This is a genomic window from Acinetobacter sp. 25-47-122 (assembly GCF_056779695.1).
Window position 1 is genome coordinate 282577 of sequence record NZ_JBWYIJ010000001.1, and the last position, 16409, is coordinate 298985.

At 38.0% G+C, this 16409-nt stretch carries 13 protein-coding genes; 6 read left to right on the forward strand and 7 right to left on the reverse strand.

Translation table 11 applies throughout. From position 1 onward, the window contains the following. The first annotated feature begins 7 nt into the window (after positions 1–7). Both AC1M9P_RS01270 and oxyR read left to right on the forward strand, forming a co-directional pair. The gene (locus tag AC1M9P_RS01270; protein WP_092766881.1) at positions 8–943 is read left to right on the forward strand and encodes an alpha/beta fold hydrolase; all 936 of its coding nucleotides are present in this window, start codon (positions 8–10) and stop codon (positions 941–943) included. Between the two features lie 16 nt (positions 944–959). Further along, positions 960–1865, forward strand: coding sequence for a LysR family transcriptional regulator OxyR (oxyR, locus tag AC1M9P_RS01275; protein WP_179997701.1), 906 nt, complete (start codon positions 960–962; stop codon positions 1863–1865). A 51-nt stretch (positions 1866–1916) separates the two neighbouring features. Here the strand turns inward: oxyR and ppk1 are convergent, their stop codons facing one another. Both ppk1 and mtgA read right to left on the reverse strand, forming a co-directional pair. After that, a complete protein-coding gene (gene ppk1, locus AC1M9P_RS01280; protein ID WP_035266707.1) occupies positions 1917–3995 on the reverse strand; it encodes a polyphosphate kinase 1 in 2079 nt (692 codons plus the stop codon). A 124-nt stretch (positions 3996–4119) separates the two neighbouring features. Then, complete coding sequence (mtgA, locus tag AC1M9P_RS01285; RefSeq protein ID WP_035266660.1) at positions 4120–4794, reverse strand: monofunctional biosynthetic peptidoglycan transglycosylase; 675 nt, start codon at positions 4792–4794, stop codon at positions 4120–4122. A gap of 76 nt (positions 4795–4870) precedes the next feature. On the opposite strand from mtgA, the gene AC1M9P_RS01290 reads away from it, so the two are divergent. Continuing rightward, positions 4871–5683 (forward strand): rhomboid family intramembrane serine protease, encoded by an 813-nt coding sequence (locus tag AC1M9P_RS01290; RefSeq protein ID WP_481586521.1) that lies wholly within the window; start codon positions 4871–4873, stop codon positions 5681–5683. Between the two features lie 31 nt (positions 5684–5714). Here AC1M9P_RS01290 and AC1M9P_RS01295 read toward each other — a convergent pair whose 3' ends face one another. Further along, positions 5715–8201, reverse strand: a complete 2487-nt coding sequence (locus AC1M9P_RS01295; RefSeq protein ID WP_481586522.1) for an ABC transporter permease — start codon at positions 8199–8201, stop codon at positions 5715–5717. Next, positions 8198–8911, reverse strand: coding sequence for an ABC transporter ATP-binding protein (locus tag AC1M9P_RS01300; RefSeq protein ID WP_481586553.1), 714 nt, complete (start codon positions 8909–8911; stop codon positions 8198–8200). The genes AC1M9P_RS01295 and AC1M9P_RS01300 overlap by 4 nt, the downstream gene beginning before the upstream one ends. Before the next feature lie 41 nt (positions 8912–8952). On the opposite strand from AC1M9P_RS01300, the gene AC1M9P_RS01305 reads away from it, so the two are divergent. Then, entirely contained in the window at positions 8953–9597 is a 645-nt protein-coding gene (locus AC1M9P_RS01305) for an arylesterase (protein ID WP_481586523.1), read from the forward strand. Positions 9598–9673: 76 nt separating this feature from the next. Here the strand turns inward: AC1M9P_RS01305 and AC1M9P_RS01310 are convergent, their stop codons facing one another. Then, positions 9674–10288: a carbonic anhydrase gene (locus AC1M9P_RS01310; protein ID WP_035266649.1), complete on the reverse strand. Its 615-nt coding sequence runs from the start codon at positions 10286–10288 to the stop codon at positions 9674–9676. Positions 10289–10609: 321 nt separating this feature from the next. Here AC1M9P_RS01310 and AC1M9P_RS01315 point away from each other — a divergent pair, with 321 nt between their 5' ends. Together AC1M9P_RS01315 and AC1M9P_RS01320 are read left to right on the forward strand one after the other, a co-directional pair. After that, positions 10610–11620 carry an alpha/beta fold hydrolase gene (locus tag AC1M9P_RS01315; RefSeq protein ID WP_481586524.1) on the forward strand — a complete coding sequence of 337 codons (1011 nt, stop codon included), beginning with the start codon at positions 10610–10612 and terminating at the stop codon, positions 11618–11620. A gap of 17 nt (positions 11621–11637) precedes the next feature. Continuing rightward, entirely contained in the window at positions 11638–12639 is a 1002-nt protein-coding gene (locus AC1M9P_RS01320; RefSeq protein WP_481586525.1) for a hypothetical protein, read from the forward strand. Between the two features lie 28 nt (positions 12640–12667). Here AC1M9P_RS01320 and AC1M9P_RS01325 read toward each other — a convergent pair whose 3' ends face one another. Both AC1M9P_RS01325 and AC1M9P_RS01330 read right to left on the reverse strand, forming a co-directional pair. Continuing rightward, positions 12668–13939 (reverse strand): class I SAM-dependent methyltransferase, encoded by a 1272-nt coding sequence (locus AC1M9P_RS01325; protein WP_481586526.1) that lies wholly within the window; start codon positions 13937–13939, stop codon positions 12668–12670. A 70-nt stretch (positions 13940–14009) separates the two neighbouring features. Next, a complete protein-coding gene (locus tag AC1M9P_RS01330) occupies positions 14010–16268 on the reverse strand; it encodes a TonB-dependent receptor domain-containing protein (RefSeq protein ID WP_481586527.1) in 2259 nt (752 codons plus the stop codon). Positions 16269–16409 lie beyond the last annotated feature (141 nt).

The following is a 16409-nucleotide window of genomic DNA, read 5'->3' on the forward strand; positions in this document are numbered from 1 at the left end:
AATAAAAATGAATAACGCACTAGAATATCAAGTTTCACCTTATGCTCCATTCATGCAAGAAAGTAAAGTAAGTCTAGGCAATGGGATCGACCTTCATATTGAAGTTGGTGGCAAGGCTGAACATCCTACGATTATTCTCATCATGGGACTGGGTGCACAGATGCTTTTTTGGCCAGATTTTTTTTGCAAATCATTAATAGATCAAGGTTTCAGAGTCATTCGTTTCGATAACCGAGATATTGGGCTCTCAACAAAAATTAAGCACAAGGGACCTCGCCTCAATACATTTAAACTTATGGGTCGATTTGCTTTTGGTTTAGGAAATCAAGGCTCTCCTTACAATTTATATGATATGGCTGAAGATGTAGCGTTACTCATTGAACGATTAGGTCTTGAAAAAGCGCATATTATTGGTGCATCAATGGGGGGAATGATCGCACAGATTTTGGCAGCAAAATATCCAGAAAAAGTGGATAAACTAGGATTATTATTTACCAGTAATAATCAGCCATTTCTTCCGCCACCATTTCCAAAACAATTATTTAGTCTTATTGGTCGCCCTGCATCGAATGATGAAGATGGTATTGTAAATCATAGTATTAAAGTCATTCAGACGATTGGTTCACCTGGTTACGTCAATCAATTGGAAGTTATTCAAAACGCGCGTAAATTATATAAGCGTAGTTATCATCCAGCGGGTGTACTTCAACAGTTTTTAGCAATATTATGTACAGGCTCATTAGTTTCTATCGATAAGCAAATTCAAAAGCCAACACTGGTTGTACATGGTTCAAAGGATCGTCTACTCCCTTTTAGCCACGGCAAGGCAGTATCAAAAGCAATATCAGGCGCAAAGTTTGAATTAATCGAAGGAATGGGGCATGATATTCCTGCGCATTTCATCCCACAACTGAGTGGTTTGTTTGCAAAACATTTTAAATGATAAACACTAGGACACTATGGCTGCATTACCATCCCTAAGACAGCTGTCATATCTCGTGACTCTGTCTGAGACGTTGCATTTTACAGAAGCAGCACGTCGCTCATTCGTTACTCAGTCTACGCTTTCTGGCGGGATTATGGAGCTCGAGCGTTTATTGGGTGGCGTTCTCGTTGAACGTGATCGCCAAAATGTACGTTTAACCCCTCTCGGTGAGCAAGTGGTTGCACGAGCACGTGTCCTTCTTGCTGATGCTCAAGATCTCATGCGACTGAGCCGTGAGATGAGCGAACCACTTACTGGTGATCTTCATTTAGGAATTATTCCAACGATTGCACCATTTATTTTGTCGCAATTGTTAGAAGAAGTTCATAAAGAGCTGCCTAAAATTCAACTACATCTTCATGAAGCACAGAGTGAACATTTGGTTGAAAAGCTAGAACATGGCAATTTAGACATGATCATGTTAGCGCTCCCATTCGACACACGTGGCTTAAAAGTCGCTGAAGTTGCGAAAGAGAGTTTGTACTTAGTTGCAAATAAAGCTGACCACAAAACGTCGCAAGCTAAATCTCTAGAAGACCTTGATTTGACACACCTCATGTTACTTGAAGAAGGTCATTGCTTAAGAGACCATACTTTAAGTGTATGCCCTATCGGTGAACGCAAAAATGATCATCGTCTTAAAGCGAGCTCATTACCAACCTTGGTTGAAATGGTGAGTTCTAATCTGGGCTTTACATTACTACCTCAGATTGCGGTAAATACACATATGCTGAAAAATAATGATCAATTGGTGATCCGACCAATTGAGAATGCCCCTTCACGCATTCTGTCATTAGTGACGCGTAAAAGTACGCCATTGCAAAGCGAATTTGATGTCCTTTTACAAATTCTACAGCGCATTACTGCTGATATTTGCTAATAAGCCATCACAAAAAAGGAGCCATTTGGCTCCTTTTTTTATAAAAATCATTTAAGATTTAAAAAGTTCAAGCAATTTATGTTGCGCATTATGAGGAGTCTCACCTTCATCGCATTGCGCACGTGACCAAGTTCCATCACCATTTAACAACCAAGCTTGTTGATTATCTTTCATATAATTTAATAAACCATGTTGATAAATATGCTTTCTCAAAGTTGGATCCTCAACAGGGAAACAAACTTCAACACGATTAAATAAATTACGATCCATCCAGTCTGCGCTTGAACAATACAGTCGTGGTTGCCCTGCATTTCCAAAATAATACACACGTGTGTGCTCTAAGAATCGTCCAACAATAGAGCGCACACGGATATTCTCAGAAAGACCTGGTAAACCCGGTCTTAAGCAACAAATTGAACGTATGATTAAATCAATCTGCACACCAGCTTGTGATGCTTCATAAAGTTTATTAATCAGTTGCACTTCAGTCAGCGCATTCACTTTTACGATAATCTGAGCTGGCTTGCCCGCTTTGGCGTGAGCAATCTCTTCATCAATATAACTAATTAACTGTGTATGCAACGTAAATGGCGCATGAAGTAATTTCTTCAATTTTGCCATTTTGCCCATTCCAGTCAACTCTTGGAATATACGATGCACATCTTCACAAAGCTCTTTGTCCGTTGTCATCAATCCGTAATCGGTATAGATCCGGGCATTGGTTGCATGATAATTCCCTGTACCTAAGTGCACATAACGAACCAATTTATTATTTTCACGGCGCACAACGAGAATCATTTTTGCATGTGTTTTATAGCCTACGATGCCATAAACCACCACAGCACCAGCCTCTTGCAAAACATTTGCTACCGCAATATTTGACTCTTCATCGAATCGCGCTCGAAGTTCAATGACAGCTGTGACTTCTTTACCATTACGTGCAGCTTCAGCCAACACTTGAACAATCTCAGAATCAGGTCCACTTCGATATAATGTTTGCTTAATCGCTAAAACTTGTGGATCTCGTGCTGCCTCACGTAATAAATTAATAACTGGAGCAAATGATTCAAATGGATGATGTAAAAGAATGTCCTGTTTCTTCATTGCAGAAAAAACATTTTCAGACTTCTTTAATACTTTAGGAATGACCGGCGTATGGGAGTCATATCTTAAATGTGGACGTTTAAAATTAGACACTAAACGCGCCAAGTTTACAGGTCCATCAACTTTATATAATTGTTCTTCATGTAAGTCGAATTCGTTGAGAAGATAATCATAAATATGTTTTGGACAATTTTCTGTCACTTCTAAACGGACAGCACGTCCAAATCGACGAGAGTTTAACTCCCCTTTTAATGCTTTTGCCAAATCTTCGACATCTTCATTAAGGGCTAAATCCGCATTTCGCGTCACACGGAATTGATAGCAACCTGTCGCAGTCATTCCTGGGAATAAATCAGAGACATGCTCATGAATAATCGCTGACAGCATCACGTGGTGTTCTTTACCATCGGTTAACTCGTCAGGTAAACGAACCACACGTGGTAAAGAACGTGGCGCAGGAACAACAGCTAAATCAATCTGTCGTCCGAAAGCATCTTTACCTTCTAGCGTGACGATAAAGTTGAGTGATTTATTGACTAAACGCGGGAATGGATGAGCTGGATCTAAACTAATTGGAGTAAGTACTGGCGCTACTTGTTCCTGAAAATATTTTTTAATCCATTGGGATTGAGCAGGTGTTAACTCTCCACGACGTAAGAAGCAGATATCTTCTTCACGTAATTTTGGAAAAATTTCATCATTCAAAATACGATATTGGCGCTCTATTGCAGCATGCGCAGTCTGTGAAATTTTCTCAAGAACTTGCTTTGGTGTTAACCCATCTGGACTACGGCTTTCATTACCGAGCTCCAATTGCTCCATAACACCCGCAACACGAATTTCAAAGAATTCGTCCATATTTCTTGAAAAAATCAATAAGAAATTCATTCGCTCAAGCAATGGATGCAATGGATCAACCGCTTGTTCTAAAACACGAAGATGAAAATCTAAAATCGAAAGTTCACGATTGATATATCGTTCATTATAAGTATATTCAGTTGGAGTATTTGTCATCGCGGTATTCATACCACAAAACCTGCATGCTAAAGATCTTTCTTAAGTATGCTTCAAATTTATGACAATTTCATAAAAAATGCGCATGATCACTGTGCATTTTTGATCTCACGAAAGTTTTTTAGACAATTACATCTCACGGAATTCTTGAAGCATTCATGTAACGCAAAATAATACGCTGTTTATTTTTGAGTTTGCGATCTTGTCGGTGATGTTGATAATAACGCGGATTTGGCAGGATCGCTGCCAAAAATGCGGCTTGCTCACGTGTTAGACTGCTTGCAGATTTTCCAAAATAATGACGTGCTGCAGCTTCCACACCAAAGATATGATCTCCAAATTCAATGGAGTTCATGTATACCTCAAGAATGCGTTGTTTTGACCACATACGCTCCATCATGACAGTGGCGACAGCCTCTTGTCCTTTACGCAAAAAAGAACGCTTATTAAATAAAAATAGATTTTTGGACAACTGTTGGGAAATAGTAGATCCACCCGCAACCACTTGTTCTTTTTCTTTATTTCTTTCCAAAGCATGTTTTATGCCATCAAAATCAAAACCATGATGTTGCATAAATTTCGCATCTTCAGCTGCAATAATCGCACGTTTCAGATGATCACTGATATTCTCATAATCACGCCATTGATGCTGAATAGGCTTCGAACTGTCGGTCCAATATGTCCAACGCATGAGCATCGTTGTATCAACAGCATTGGTTCTCCACCATGCAAGACTTGAAAAAATCCATAGTTGAATTACAAGGATGATACTGACAATGACCAATAAAGTTCGAACAATAAATGCTTTCATGTCAGTGTGTTGCTCCTTTTGTTAGCGTAGTACATGCTTGACCTTAATCCATATCACTATCACAGAATACAATGACATGACTGAAATGCAACCACCCCAATTTCAAAGCCAATCACGTCTACCGTTAAGTCAGATTACGTTTTTACTCATTACACTGAATGTTGGACTTTTTATCTGGCAAATCTTTAGCGGGGTGGATGTATCAAACCCAGCAACAATAGATGCTTTGCGCTGGGGTGCTGATTATGCACCGCTGACTTATTTAGAGGAACCCCTCCGAATCTTCAGCAGTACATTTTTTCATTTTGGTCTTATTCATTTAATGCTCAATATGTGGGCATTGTATATCTTTGGCAATGTCGCTGAGAAAACACTTGGACACGTTTATTTTTTAGGCTTGTATCTATTAGCAGGCATTATGGGAAGCTTGGTCAGTGGGCTGATTGATATTCGGAATAGTTACGAGCTATTGGAGCATGTCAATCATGATTTATTTCCACGTGTATCCGCAGGTGCATCAGGTGCCGTTATGGGTTTAGGTGGTGCTTTAACACTCTTATCTCTTTTTCCCCCTTTACCACAACAACAATTTCTCTTTGATCGTAAATCGCTGCTGATCATCTTGGCATTAAATATTGCTATGGGATTCATGATCCCTGGAATAAATAATGCAGCGCATATTGGCGGAATGTTGATGGGTGCAGTCATGGCTTTATGTTGGTACATCGGTCAACGATTTAGACTAGGCTTCACCACCACCATCGTGGTACTTCCTCTAGGCATCTTCTTATGTTGGCTCATGTATCAATATAACTTAGGCTTAGTGAGCGGAATACAACCCATTTGGGCTGAAATTTTGCAGCAAATGAAAATGCAATTGGCGTATTAATTCCAATTGCATTTTTTAGACCTCATAAATTTTATGATTGATTGAGTTCGCGCAAGCTTTTTAATGGAGGAATCTCAGTTAGGTAGCTTAAACGATAACGACCAATCAGCGCACATAAGATCATCATGCTCATGGGTAGAATCACCCAGATTTCCCAATGCGGTTGTATTGCGAGCTCCATTTTATAACTGGCGATCGCACTGATGACCTCAGCAAAAAAACACGATACTAAGCCAGCCATAAAGCCGATAAATCCAATTTCTAAACTCAGCATATTTTTCAAATTGGATTTTGAGCTGCCAAATGATCTTAAAATCGCGACTTCTCGCTTTCGCTCATCCATCAATAAATTAATGCAAGCAATCAACACCAAAAAGCCTGAAACACTGACGAGAAGCGCAAGAATGGTAATAATCTGAACCAGAACAGATACTAAGTTTTTAATTTCCTCTAAAATTAAGGAAACATCGATAAATACAGTATTTGAGAACTGCTGAATTAGATTGACTAACTTGGATTTTTCATATTGAGGTACAAAAAAACTTCCTAAATAACTTCCAGCATTTTCATCCATCGTATTCGGTGAAAAAATGAAGAAAAAGTTTGGACTGAAGCTTTCCCACTCGACTGTTCTTAAATTTACAACATTGGCTTGAAGTTCCCCTTCTGGCAAGCTAAAACTGAGTTGATCACCCACTTTTATTCCTAACTCTTCAGCAAGATTTGCCTCTACAGAAACATCTCCCACCTGCTGCAATTGCGGCTGCCCACTGACAATGACATTATCTTCTGGATAGCCTTGAGCTTGAGTCAAATTCAACTCTCGTCTGAGTGAGTTATTTTGCGCTCTTAATGATTCTGAAAATGGCTGACCATTATGTTTAATTAGGCGTCCGCGGACATTCGGATACAATGGGGTACTTGGCCAACCTTCTTTTTCGATCTGAGCTTTAAATTGCTCAACTTCAAATGGAGGAAGACCATAGATAAATTGATTTGGCGTACCTTCAGGTAACTGTTGCTGCCAACGATCTAATAAATCCGTCCTTAATACCACAAGAACTGTAATCAGGCTCAGACCTAATGCAAGTGCAGTAATTTGAAGTGCTGTTTGATTAGGTACACGCACATAGGCTGACCATCTATTTTTCAAAGATTTGATCATCTTTAAGAGCAACCAAACCAAGCTGAACATACTTGCACACAATGCGAGGATCGTACCGATGACGAGCAATGAGAGCTGTATATTTTGAGTGAGCAAAATACAAAATAAAATAAGACTTACAGCTCCCGCTCCCAATAAGGTCAAGAGAGAACGCGTAGATTTAACATCCTCACGGATAACTCGAATTGGAGGCGTATTTAAGAGCTGCATCAAACTTGGGACAATAAATCCAAACATCACAATGACACTGGTGAATATTGCAATCGGCAAAGGACCCAGAACCAAATCAAACAAGCTAAATTGGATGTCTAAATGCGGAATCAGTTGTAACATAAACTGTAATAAAATATAGCCTAGACCAATCCCTAATCCAGTACCGATGAACATCGAAATTGCGACGGCAATCATAAGCAATGCAATATAGTTCTTAAGAATTTGGAACTTTGCAGCCCCCATACATCTCATTAAAGCAACATGATCTTGATTTTGTTGAACGTACCGTTGACTGGTCAACGCAATTGCAATACTGCACAGTAAAATTGTAAGAATGTTTGCAAGCTGTAAAAAAGTATCTAGATTTTCAATTGGACGCATCAAGCGGGTATTCGCCTCATCCGCAGTTCTCAAGCGAATTGAGCTTTGGGTTTCCATTGCTTGCTGATCATCTGCATTTGGTTCAATCATTTTTTTAGGATGGAGCTGATCAAAATAAGCCGTAAACTCATTAAGTCTATTCGGCTCACCAGACATAAGCAGACGATATTCGATACGACTACCAGGCTGAATCGCATTGGTTGCCGCAACATCAGATTGTGAAATGATCACTGTAGGTGAAAAGGCTGAAAATCCGAGTTCTTGGTTAGAATCCTTTTCAATGACTCCTGTGACTGTAAAACTCGCATCTGCGATTTGAACCCTCTCCCCTATTTTAACATTTAATAAATCTAAAGCACGTTGACTCAGCCATACCTCTCCTGACCGAATAGCAGTCTGATCAGGTTGAATAATGAGTTCACCACGTAGCGGAAAATTGGACTCAATCGCTTTGACATTCACCATGACAAATTGTTCATCAGTATGTGCCATTGAACCAAAAACTGTCACTTGGGACTGTTGTAGATTGAATTGACTTGCCTTCTGTTTAAATTTTTCATTGAGCGGATATTGATCACTCAACACTAGATCTGCAGCTTGAAGCTTAGCAGCCTGCAATGAAACAGCTTGTTGAATCTGATCATTACTGAACTTTAAAGCGGTTGTCGCACTAATCGCGAGACTCAATGCAAAAATGAGCAAATAAATCCCTGTGCTAGCAAAACTTTGCTTCAACAAAGGTTTAAATAGCGCACTCATACACGCTCTCCAGATCTTGAAGCACCTTGTACTTTTTGTAATTGACCATTGATCAATTCATAATGCGTCTCACATTTTTGTGCTAGCTTTTGATCATGGGTGACTAAAACCAATGTAGTGCCCAGCTCCCGATTCAAATCAAATAAAAGCTGTTCAGTCTCCTGGGCTGTCGTCCCATCTAAATTTCCCGTTGGTTCATCCGCAAATACAATTTTGGGCTCAGCAATTAAAGCGCGTGCAATTGCTACGCGTTGTTGTTCTCCCCCAGACAGTACTTTAGGTGTTTGAGTACTTTGACGATCTAAACCCACTTTATTCAACCAATAAAGGGCTTGTTGTTCTGCTTTGGCATAATCAAAATTCTTTTGAATTCTCAGCGGTAACATGACATTTTCAAGCGCAGATAAAGAAGGTAAAAGCTGAAAGGATTGAAATACAAAACCAATATTTTCAAGTCTAATTTGAGCGCGTTGCTCTTCGCTTAATTGCTCAACTGCTATACCATTAATCGACAATGTTCCTGAACTTGGCTGATCTAATGTCGCCAGAATTCCCAACAGTGTAGATTTTCCAGAACCCGATCTGCCTGTGATTGCGACTTGCTCGCCAGGATAAATTTGTAGATTTAGATTCTCAAAAATCGTCAACTTTTTTTGTTGGATCTGTATCGTTTGTGTCAATTGCTGTGCAGAAATTAACGCTTGTGGCATGATTGAAGAAGTTGAGTCATTACGAACCATAGAAAGCCTTTATGCAAATCAGTCAAAGTTTAAATATTGTTACGTTGAGAAAAACTGCCTTTTTATTTATCTGCAGTTGTCTGTTTCTTTTACCGATCAATAGCTTTGCAAAAACTATCCTTATTCTTGGTGATAGTTTAAGTGCTGGTTACGGCGTACCCACCGAGAAAGGTTGGGTCAATCTTTTGCAAAAACGTCTTGATCAACAGTATCCGAAACAACATCGAGTGGTCAATGCAAGTGTCAGCGGTGAAACAAGCAGTGGTGCATTAGCACGTTTGCCTAAATTGCTACAAACACACAAACCAGATATTGTCGTAATTGAATTGGGAGGTAATGACGGTTTACGAGGTCAACCTCCAAAAATGATTCAACAAAACCTAACTCGATTAGTTCAATTGAGCCAAAAATCTAATGCCAAAGTACTCATATTTGGCATGAAGATTCCTCCAAACTATGGCTCAGCGTATAGCAAAGCCTTTGAAAATAATTATAAAGTTGTGAGCCAGCAATTTAATGTGAAGTTGCTCCCTTTTTTTCTAGAAGGTGTTGCTGGAAATAATAAACTCATGCAAAAAGATCTGATTCATCCTAATGAACAAGCTCAACCTAAACTCTTAAATAATGCATATCCTTACATTAAAGGCGCTCTATAAAGTTATAGACATAGAGATCCATAAATCCCAATCAATAAAAAAGCCAGCTTAAGCTGGCTTTTTTAAAATGCTGATATTAGAAGTCAAAGAATGTAACTTCACCTGTTTCAAGTGAGTATTCTGCACCTACAACTTTTAATTTACCTTGTGCAATCAAGTTTTCCAACACCGCAGAACCATGGCGCAACTGGTTAACTGAAGCAAAAACATTTGAGCGAACCGCGTGTACTGAAAGCTTTTTCAAATCATCTTTTAACTCAGTTTGCATTAAAATTTCGACTGATGGACGTACGCGATTGACAATAGACATCAAATTAACAGATGGCGGTTGTTGAGGATTACGTAATGCTTCAATCGTTGAGTCGATTGCGCCGCAATGTGTATGACCCAATACAATCACTAAAGGACAATTAAAACTTTCGGCTGCAAACTCCACACTTCCAACTTGAGATGGAGCTACGATATTGCCTGCTACACGAATAACAAATAAATCACCTAAGCCCTGATCAAAAACCATTTCAGCTGGAACACGTGAATCAGAACATCCTAATACAATCGCAAATGGCTCTTGAGTTTCAGCCATCTGAGCACGCTCATGATGCGTCAATAATCGTTGATGCTTGGTTTGACCTTCAACAAAACGTTGATTACCAATTTTTAAACGTTCTAAAGCTTCTTGTGCAGTTAGCATCTTGTATCCATGGTTTATCAAGGTTTGAGGTAATTTTAATACTGTGCTTTTTGATTGTCACTGACAAAATTTAAACTCTGTTACAATTTTTGTTAATTGCTAAAAATATCTTCAATTTCTTCAAATCTGATGATTATGATCATTCCTTACTGAAACACTTTAGCAGCTGATTCAGCGCTTAAATTTATGTTTATGAAGTAAAACTTATATAAATCGAGAACCAATTATCACAAAAATAGGATTTATTTTTTTACTTTTAACTACTACTTTATAAAAGTCACTTGATTATAATGTCGCCCTGTTTTAAGGGATTTCACCTGCATGTTTGTTCATCTTCCTTTACCCATATTAAAGCATCAACATTTATTTTCCATTTTACTCGCGTTAATGCTCAGCCTCGGTATCTCATCTACTCGAGCAAATACTGTTGAATTTATCGACTATCAAAAAGTTTTAAATGAAGAACGTGCTTGGTCAGGACTATCCAATAAAACGATTCGCGTCGGAGATGTTGTGTGGTCTTATAGCGAAGGTGGTCCTGCTGATCGACCTGCCTTATTGCTCATTCATGGTATAGGCATGAATCGAGACAGTTGGAATCATGTCGCTCGGAATCTCACACAGCAATATCGTGTCATTATTGTTGACTTGCCTGGAAGTGGACAAACGCTAACGCCTAAGGGATTTGACTTATCACTTCCTCATCTGACTGAACAGTTACGTCGTTTTGCAGAAGCATTACGCATTGAAAACCAGCTTAATCTAGCGGGTCACTCTGTCGGTGGATCAATCGGACTGATGTATGCTGCTAAATATCCTCAAGAAATGAAAAGTTTATTTCTGATCAGTGCCGGTGGATTATTCAGAAGCAACAAAACATTCTTCCTCAATAACCCAATTTATTTAAAGCAGCTTTTAATCTCACAACCTGGAGACTTGAATTATGTTTCTAGGAGAGTCATGCATAAAGCTCCCTTCGTACCCAGTTTAATCAAGAAACAACAAGAGCAAGCACTTATTCAACGCGCGGCGGATACATCTGAGCTGATTCATCAGCTTGTAAAACTCAATCAACAGTACACCGTTGAATCATTTGCTCAATTGTTAAAAAATATTGAGGTTGAAACATTGATTTTGTGGGGAAAACAAGATCAGATAGTAAATGTTGAAGTTGCACATGAATTAGGGACCGCCTTAAAAAAAGCACATCCCCCTATTTTATTAGATCAAATTGGTCATACACCTATCGTAGAAACACCTGATCTTGTGGCGCAACATTACTTAAGTTTTTTAAATAAGATGAACACCGTTAAAACGTCATCATCAAATTAAGGATATTGAGAATTTTCATGGAAAAAAATCCTAAAATCGAACAGTTGATTGAGGCACATTTGGCATTTCTTGATCATGAATTTTCTCAAGACGACACCATTGAAAATGAATTTTTATATTTTTATCAATGGTTTCGAAAACAACCTTTAAAGCAAATTTGGTCTTTCGAGGCGATTAATGCACTGCTTCAAAAACAAATTCTAAATACACCTGCAACTGATTCTCTCGTTCAACAGATTGCGGAACATATTCGATTTGCGTTGGTTCACCCGCTTAATGAAACGACTCAAATCGAAGATATTATCTCGGTTCACACCATTGATCGAATTGCACTTTATATTTCATCTAAAAGTGCTCACCGCCAAGCTCTAATTAAACGTATTGTGAACAATCCCGCATTTTCGAGTATGCTCACCGAGTTAATCCATCATTCAATTCAGGATTATATTGATAATTCAGTGATGAATAAAAAAGTACCCGGTGTCGGCCGCTTTATGAAAATGGGCAAATCAGTTCTTGAAAGTGTCACTGATTCAAATCTTGATGATACGGTCAAACATTATCTTCAAAAAAATATTATCAAGATCAGTCAAATTAGCGAACAAGTGATTAACCAACACTTTGCTGACAATAAGCTATACCACTTCCAAGCCAATCTTTGGCACAAAATAAAGCAAGTCCCACTCTCTGCTGTTAAAAACTATGTAGAGATCAATGATCTACCAAATACTGTGGCAATGGGACATGATATTTGGGACAACCTCCGTCAAACTGAATACCTAAAGCAACAATTACACGATGGTATTTACACGTGGTATTGCCATAATCAAGACCGCTCTTTTGATCAGATCATGCAAGATATCAATATCAACGAAAGCCTTGTTCAAAATGAATTAACTGCTCTACTCTGCCCCGTAATTAAGCATATGATTTCTAGTGAACACCTTAAACAACGTGCACGTGTATATCTTGAAAAATTCTACTATTCTGATCCAGCACTAAGTATTCTCACATCTTAATTAGAAAACCGCTCCTTAGAGCGGTTTATTAGAAATATGTCGTCGGAATTTGAATCTCAATTTGATGCTCACTCAGCCATGAATTGAGACATTCTATTTTACGTAGGTCCTTTGATTTTCTATGCTCGCTTATAGGGTAGATATAATGGCAATTCATCAATAAAAATATACTCTCAACAAGTAGTTTTAAATTTTGCTGAAAACAAGGAAGGTGATGTAACTGTTGAAAAGTTTTAGAACCTTTTCTTAAACTTTCAATAATGGCACTGATCACCTCCTTCGGAGCTTGAATTGGGCCAATTGATGTTTTTAAATTAATATTATCCAATCGCTGATTGTTAAGAATAAGATCTAATCTAATCTTATGTAAAATTCCTAAATGGTCTTCAAAACGGTAATTCACTGATTTTTTTTGAAACAAATCCATACGCTGCTTTGAATCCCGAGCAATATCTTTTAGATACTCTTTTGTATTCGAAATATTCACATCTGATATCAACTGTTGCAAGTCGACTGGAATGCTAAGCGAATCTAAGTTTTCAGTTGGAACTGCACTCCCAATATATGATAGATCAGCTTCGATCTTTAAAATCTCATGTACATCTACACTATAAAGGGGTTGCCAATAATCAGTTAAAAGTTCGTGAGCGAGATAATTGGTATCATTTTTTAATGTATTCACAATTCCTTGTATTTTGTCATATCCAATAAAAGCGCCTCTCCGATTTAATTCACTCACTAGTACTGTAGACAATCCAATACTTTGAGCAGATTGCTGAGAAGTATTTTTATCAACCAAGTTAAAGATTTTTTGAATAGGCTGTAAAGTAGCGGATCCAGGAAAGCACATATAGTGTAAATAGAATAGCCCTTGGTCCTTTAAAGATTTATCTAGAATCTGCCTAATAAAATATTGATTGTGTTCAGAAACCCAAGAATACACTCCATGACAGACAATGAAATCAAACACTTCATTATTATTTTTGTTAAATTTTTCAAAGTCTATATTTAAGAATCTTATATTGCTTAACTGTAAGGATTGAGCAAGCTCTGTAGCTCGTTGTATGTGTTTGTCATTAAAATCCACTCCGACAAACTCAGCGTGCGGATTTGCAATTGCTGCCACAATCAAGTTAAGACCACAACCACAACCTAACTCTAAATATCGAAAATTTTGAGATATATCTGGCGCTATATAACCTTGAAATTGGCTGATTGTACTCAGCCAAATTGGCTGCATCTCTGGATAAAAAAACATAGGATAGATGGTGTCAACCACATAGCCATCAACGCGCTTCATTATTTTCCTTCTAAACTCGACTATTCAAAGCTTGGAGTGAGATTCTCGCTCTCACTCCAAGCACAAGACATTAAAACTTATAATTCAAGGCAAAGCTGTAACGTCGACCATCAAGCACCCAATCATTTCCATCTTTCAGTACATTTTTGTTTGCAACATTATATACACCAGTAGATAGCTGGAATTGGTCACTATACTTATACACAGCTCCAACATCTACAAATGTATAAGCTGGTGTTTTATCTCCATCGGTATCACCCACTGTTTTGCCACGATAATTCAATTGAGTCCATAAATACAATTGATCACTAAAGTCCCAATCTAAGCCTGCATTAAACATATGTTTAGGCAAATTATTCAATGGTTTACCTTCATACTGTCCAGATTTTTGCTCACTATCTGTGAATGTATAAGAGTGTCTATATTTTAAGTAATCTGTGATGTTGTAATCTGTGGTCAGTTCAAGTCCTCTAATTTCGGCCTTATCAATGTTATAGTTGAGTGTATAACCATTTGCGTTATATGGCAGATTAGGGTTGGACTGATAAAAAGCACTACTATCAACGAAATCATTAATTTCAGATTGAGTGTAAGGCGGCTCACCGTCATTTTTTGGGGGAAGTCGACTACCATCTAAACGACCAGATCGAGTAATTTTATCGTTAAAGTCAGTTTGATAGACCATAAGACTTGCAGATAAACCCAATTCAGGATGAGTGAATGCAAAACCTGTTTCATACGTTAAACTGGTTTCTGGCTTTAAATTTGGGTTTGGCATAATTGCCCCGCCCATTGAGTTCAGCATGTAATCTGGAGAAGAGTTACGTAAGCTTGGCGCTTTATAACCTGAGATTACCCCTCCTTTTAAAGTCACGTTGTCTGTAGCTTTATAAACTGCATATGCCTTTGGACTGAAATTATCACCAAAAAACTCATTTTCATCGAAACGACCGCTTAAGGTTAGTGCTAACTTATCACTGACATTCCAAGTATCTTCTGCAAAAATAGACCATTGATATCGATCCATTTTAGTGACTTTACCAGCCATCGCTGCATTTTGGTTACTTGTACCATCTTCAAGATTTTCTTTTAAATATCGCCCACCAATGGTCAGACTATGATCTTCGAAAAAGTAGGTTCCTTGTGTATTGGCTGTGATAGTCTCAAATAAAATCCCCCCTGGATTTTGAACTTTACCCACAGTACGCCCTGTAATTGCATTATTTTTATCTTTATCATATTGCAAGTAAGAAGTGAGTTTTAGATTGTCGTACTCGCCATCATGAGTAAGGCTAAAATTATTTTTTTCTAATTCTGAGTAAGTCCCTGTATTCGGTACGACATCTGAACGATAGATTAGTTCACCATCATCATTACGATTATTCGTATTATATGCTGGATAATAATTTCCATTAGATAGAACGAAATCTTTACCATCAATATCAACTTTAGGACCCGTTACTGAAACATACTGGGTATAACTTTTACCTGGGTTGTGTGTACGCTCTTGTTGAGTTCTTACATATTCAGCAGTGAGTGTGTTTTTTTCATCTGGTGTAAAAACAAACTTTGTACCTAGATTTGTTTTTTGAAAATCTGGTTCACTCTCACCTGTTTCGGCTGTATTTTTTTGTAATGAACTTTCTTCAATCGTTTGAAGACCAGCTGTAACTTGGACCGAAAGAAGCTTATCAATTAATGGTGCATTTACATACAAGCTGGTATTGGTTGCGTCGTTGTTAACGTCATTCGATTTACTAGCTTTGATATATTCTGTTCGAATACTTGCAGTCAAACGATCTTGATGCTTTTTAGTAATGATATTAATTACACCACCCATTGCATCAGAACCATATAGAGAGGATGACGGGCCTCGAATCACTTCAATACGTTCAATTGATTCTATTGGCGGTAAGAAATTTACTGATGCTCCTTGAACCCCCCCATTAGTTGTTAAAAGACTACCATCATTCATTGGACGTCCATCTACTAAAAATAAGGTATAAGCTGATCCCATACCCCGAATGGAGATCGTCTGGTTCGTTCCACCGCCTTGTACAAATACACCTGGAACATTTTTCAATGCATCAGTTACATCACTATAAGATTTTTTTTCTAATTCTTCGGCAGTAATCACTGAAATCGTAGCAGCAGCATCCGCTATATTTTGCTCATAACCACTCGCTGAAGTTACGACAATTGTTTTTAACTTAGTTGTATCTTGTTTTGCATTAGTATCTTGATCAATTTGCTCTTGTGCAAAACTTGAAACCGACATGGTGGTTAAGACAGCAAACGCTAACTTAGATTTTAAAAATGTCTTTTGCATTGTGTAATTACCAAAGAATGTGTGGAGAGATCTTGTTCGAATTGTGTCGCATTGTAACAAATGATAATCACTTTGCAATAGATTATGATAACTATTCTCATTTATAGTTTTGTTTTTACATTTCAATTTTATTGATATTAC

What these genes read in the sequence shown, in the direction of transcription:
- AC1M9P_RS01290 (WP_481586521.1), top strand. Translation starts at nt 4,871, where the DNA reads ATGACTGAAATGCAACCACCCCAATTTCAAAGCCAATCACGTCTACCG.
- oxyR (WP_179997701.1), top strand. Translation starts at nt 960, where the DNA reads ATGGCTGCATTACCATCCCTAAGACAGCTGTCATATCTCGTGACTCTG.
- AC1M9P_RS01300 (WP_481586553.1), bottom strand. Translation starts at nt 8,911, where the DNA reads ATGCCACAAGCGTTAATTTCTGCACAGCAATTGACACAAACGATACAG.
- ppk1 (WP_035266707.1), bottom strand. Translation starts at nt 3,995, where the DNA reads ATGAATACCGCGATGACAAATACTCCAACTGAATATACTTATAATGAA.
- AC1M9P_RS01325 (WP_481586526.1), bottom strand. Translation starts at nt 13,939, where the DNA reads ATGAAGCGCGTTGATGGCTATGTGGTTGACACCATCTATCCTATGTTT.
- AC1M9P_RS01295 (WP_481586522.1), bottom strand. Translation starts at nt 8,201, where the DNA reads ATGAGTGCGCTATTTAAACCTTTGTTGAAGCAAAGTTTTGCTAGCACA.
- AC1M9P_RS01320 (WP_481586525.1), top strand. Translation starts at nt 11,638, where the DNA reads ATGGAAAAAAATCCTAAAATCGAACAGTTGATTGAGGCACATTTGGCA.
- AC1M9P_RS01310 (WP_035266649.1), bottom strand. Translation starts at nt 10,288, where the DNA reads ATGCTAACTGCACAAGAAGCTTTAGAACGTTTAAAAATTGGTAATCAA.
- AC1M9P_RS01305 (WP_481586523.1), top strand. Translation starts at nt 8,953, where the DNA reads ATGCAAATCAGTCAAAGTTTAAATATTGTTACGTTGAGAAAAACTGCC.
- mtgA (WP_035266660.1), bottom strand. Translation starts at nt 4,794, where the DNA reads ATGAAAGCATTTATTGTTCGAACTTTATTGGTCATTGTCAGTATCATC.
- AC1M9P_RS01315 (WP_481586524.1), top strand. Translation starts at nt 10,610, where the DNA reads ATGTTTGTTCATCTTCCTTTACCCATATTAAAGCATCAACATTTATTT.
- AC1M9P_RS01270 (WP_092766881.1), top strand. Translation starts at nt 8, where the DNA reads ATGAATAACGCACTAGAATATCAAGTTTCACCTTATGCTCCATTCATG.
- AC1M9P_RS01330 (WP_481586527.1), bottom strand. Translation starts at nt 16,268, where the DNA reads ATGCAAAAGACATTTTTAAAATCTAAGTTAGCGTTTGCTGTCTTAACC.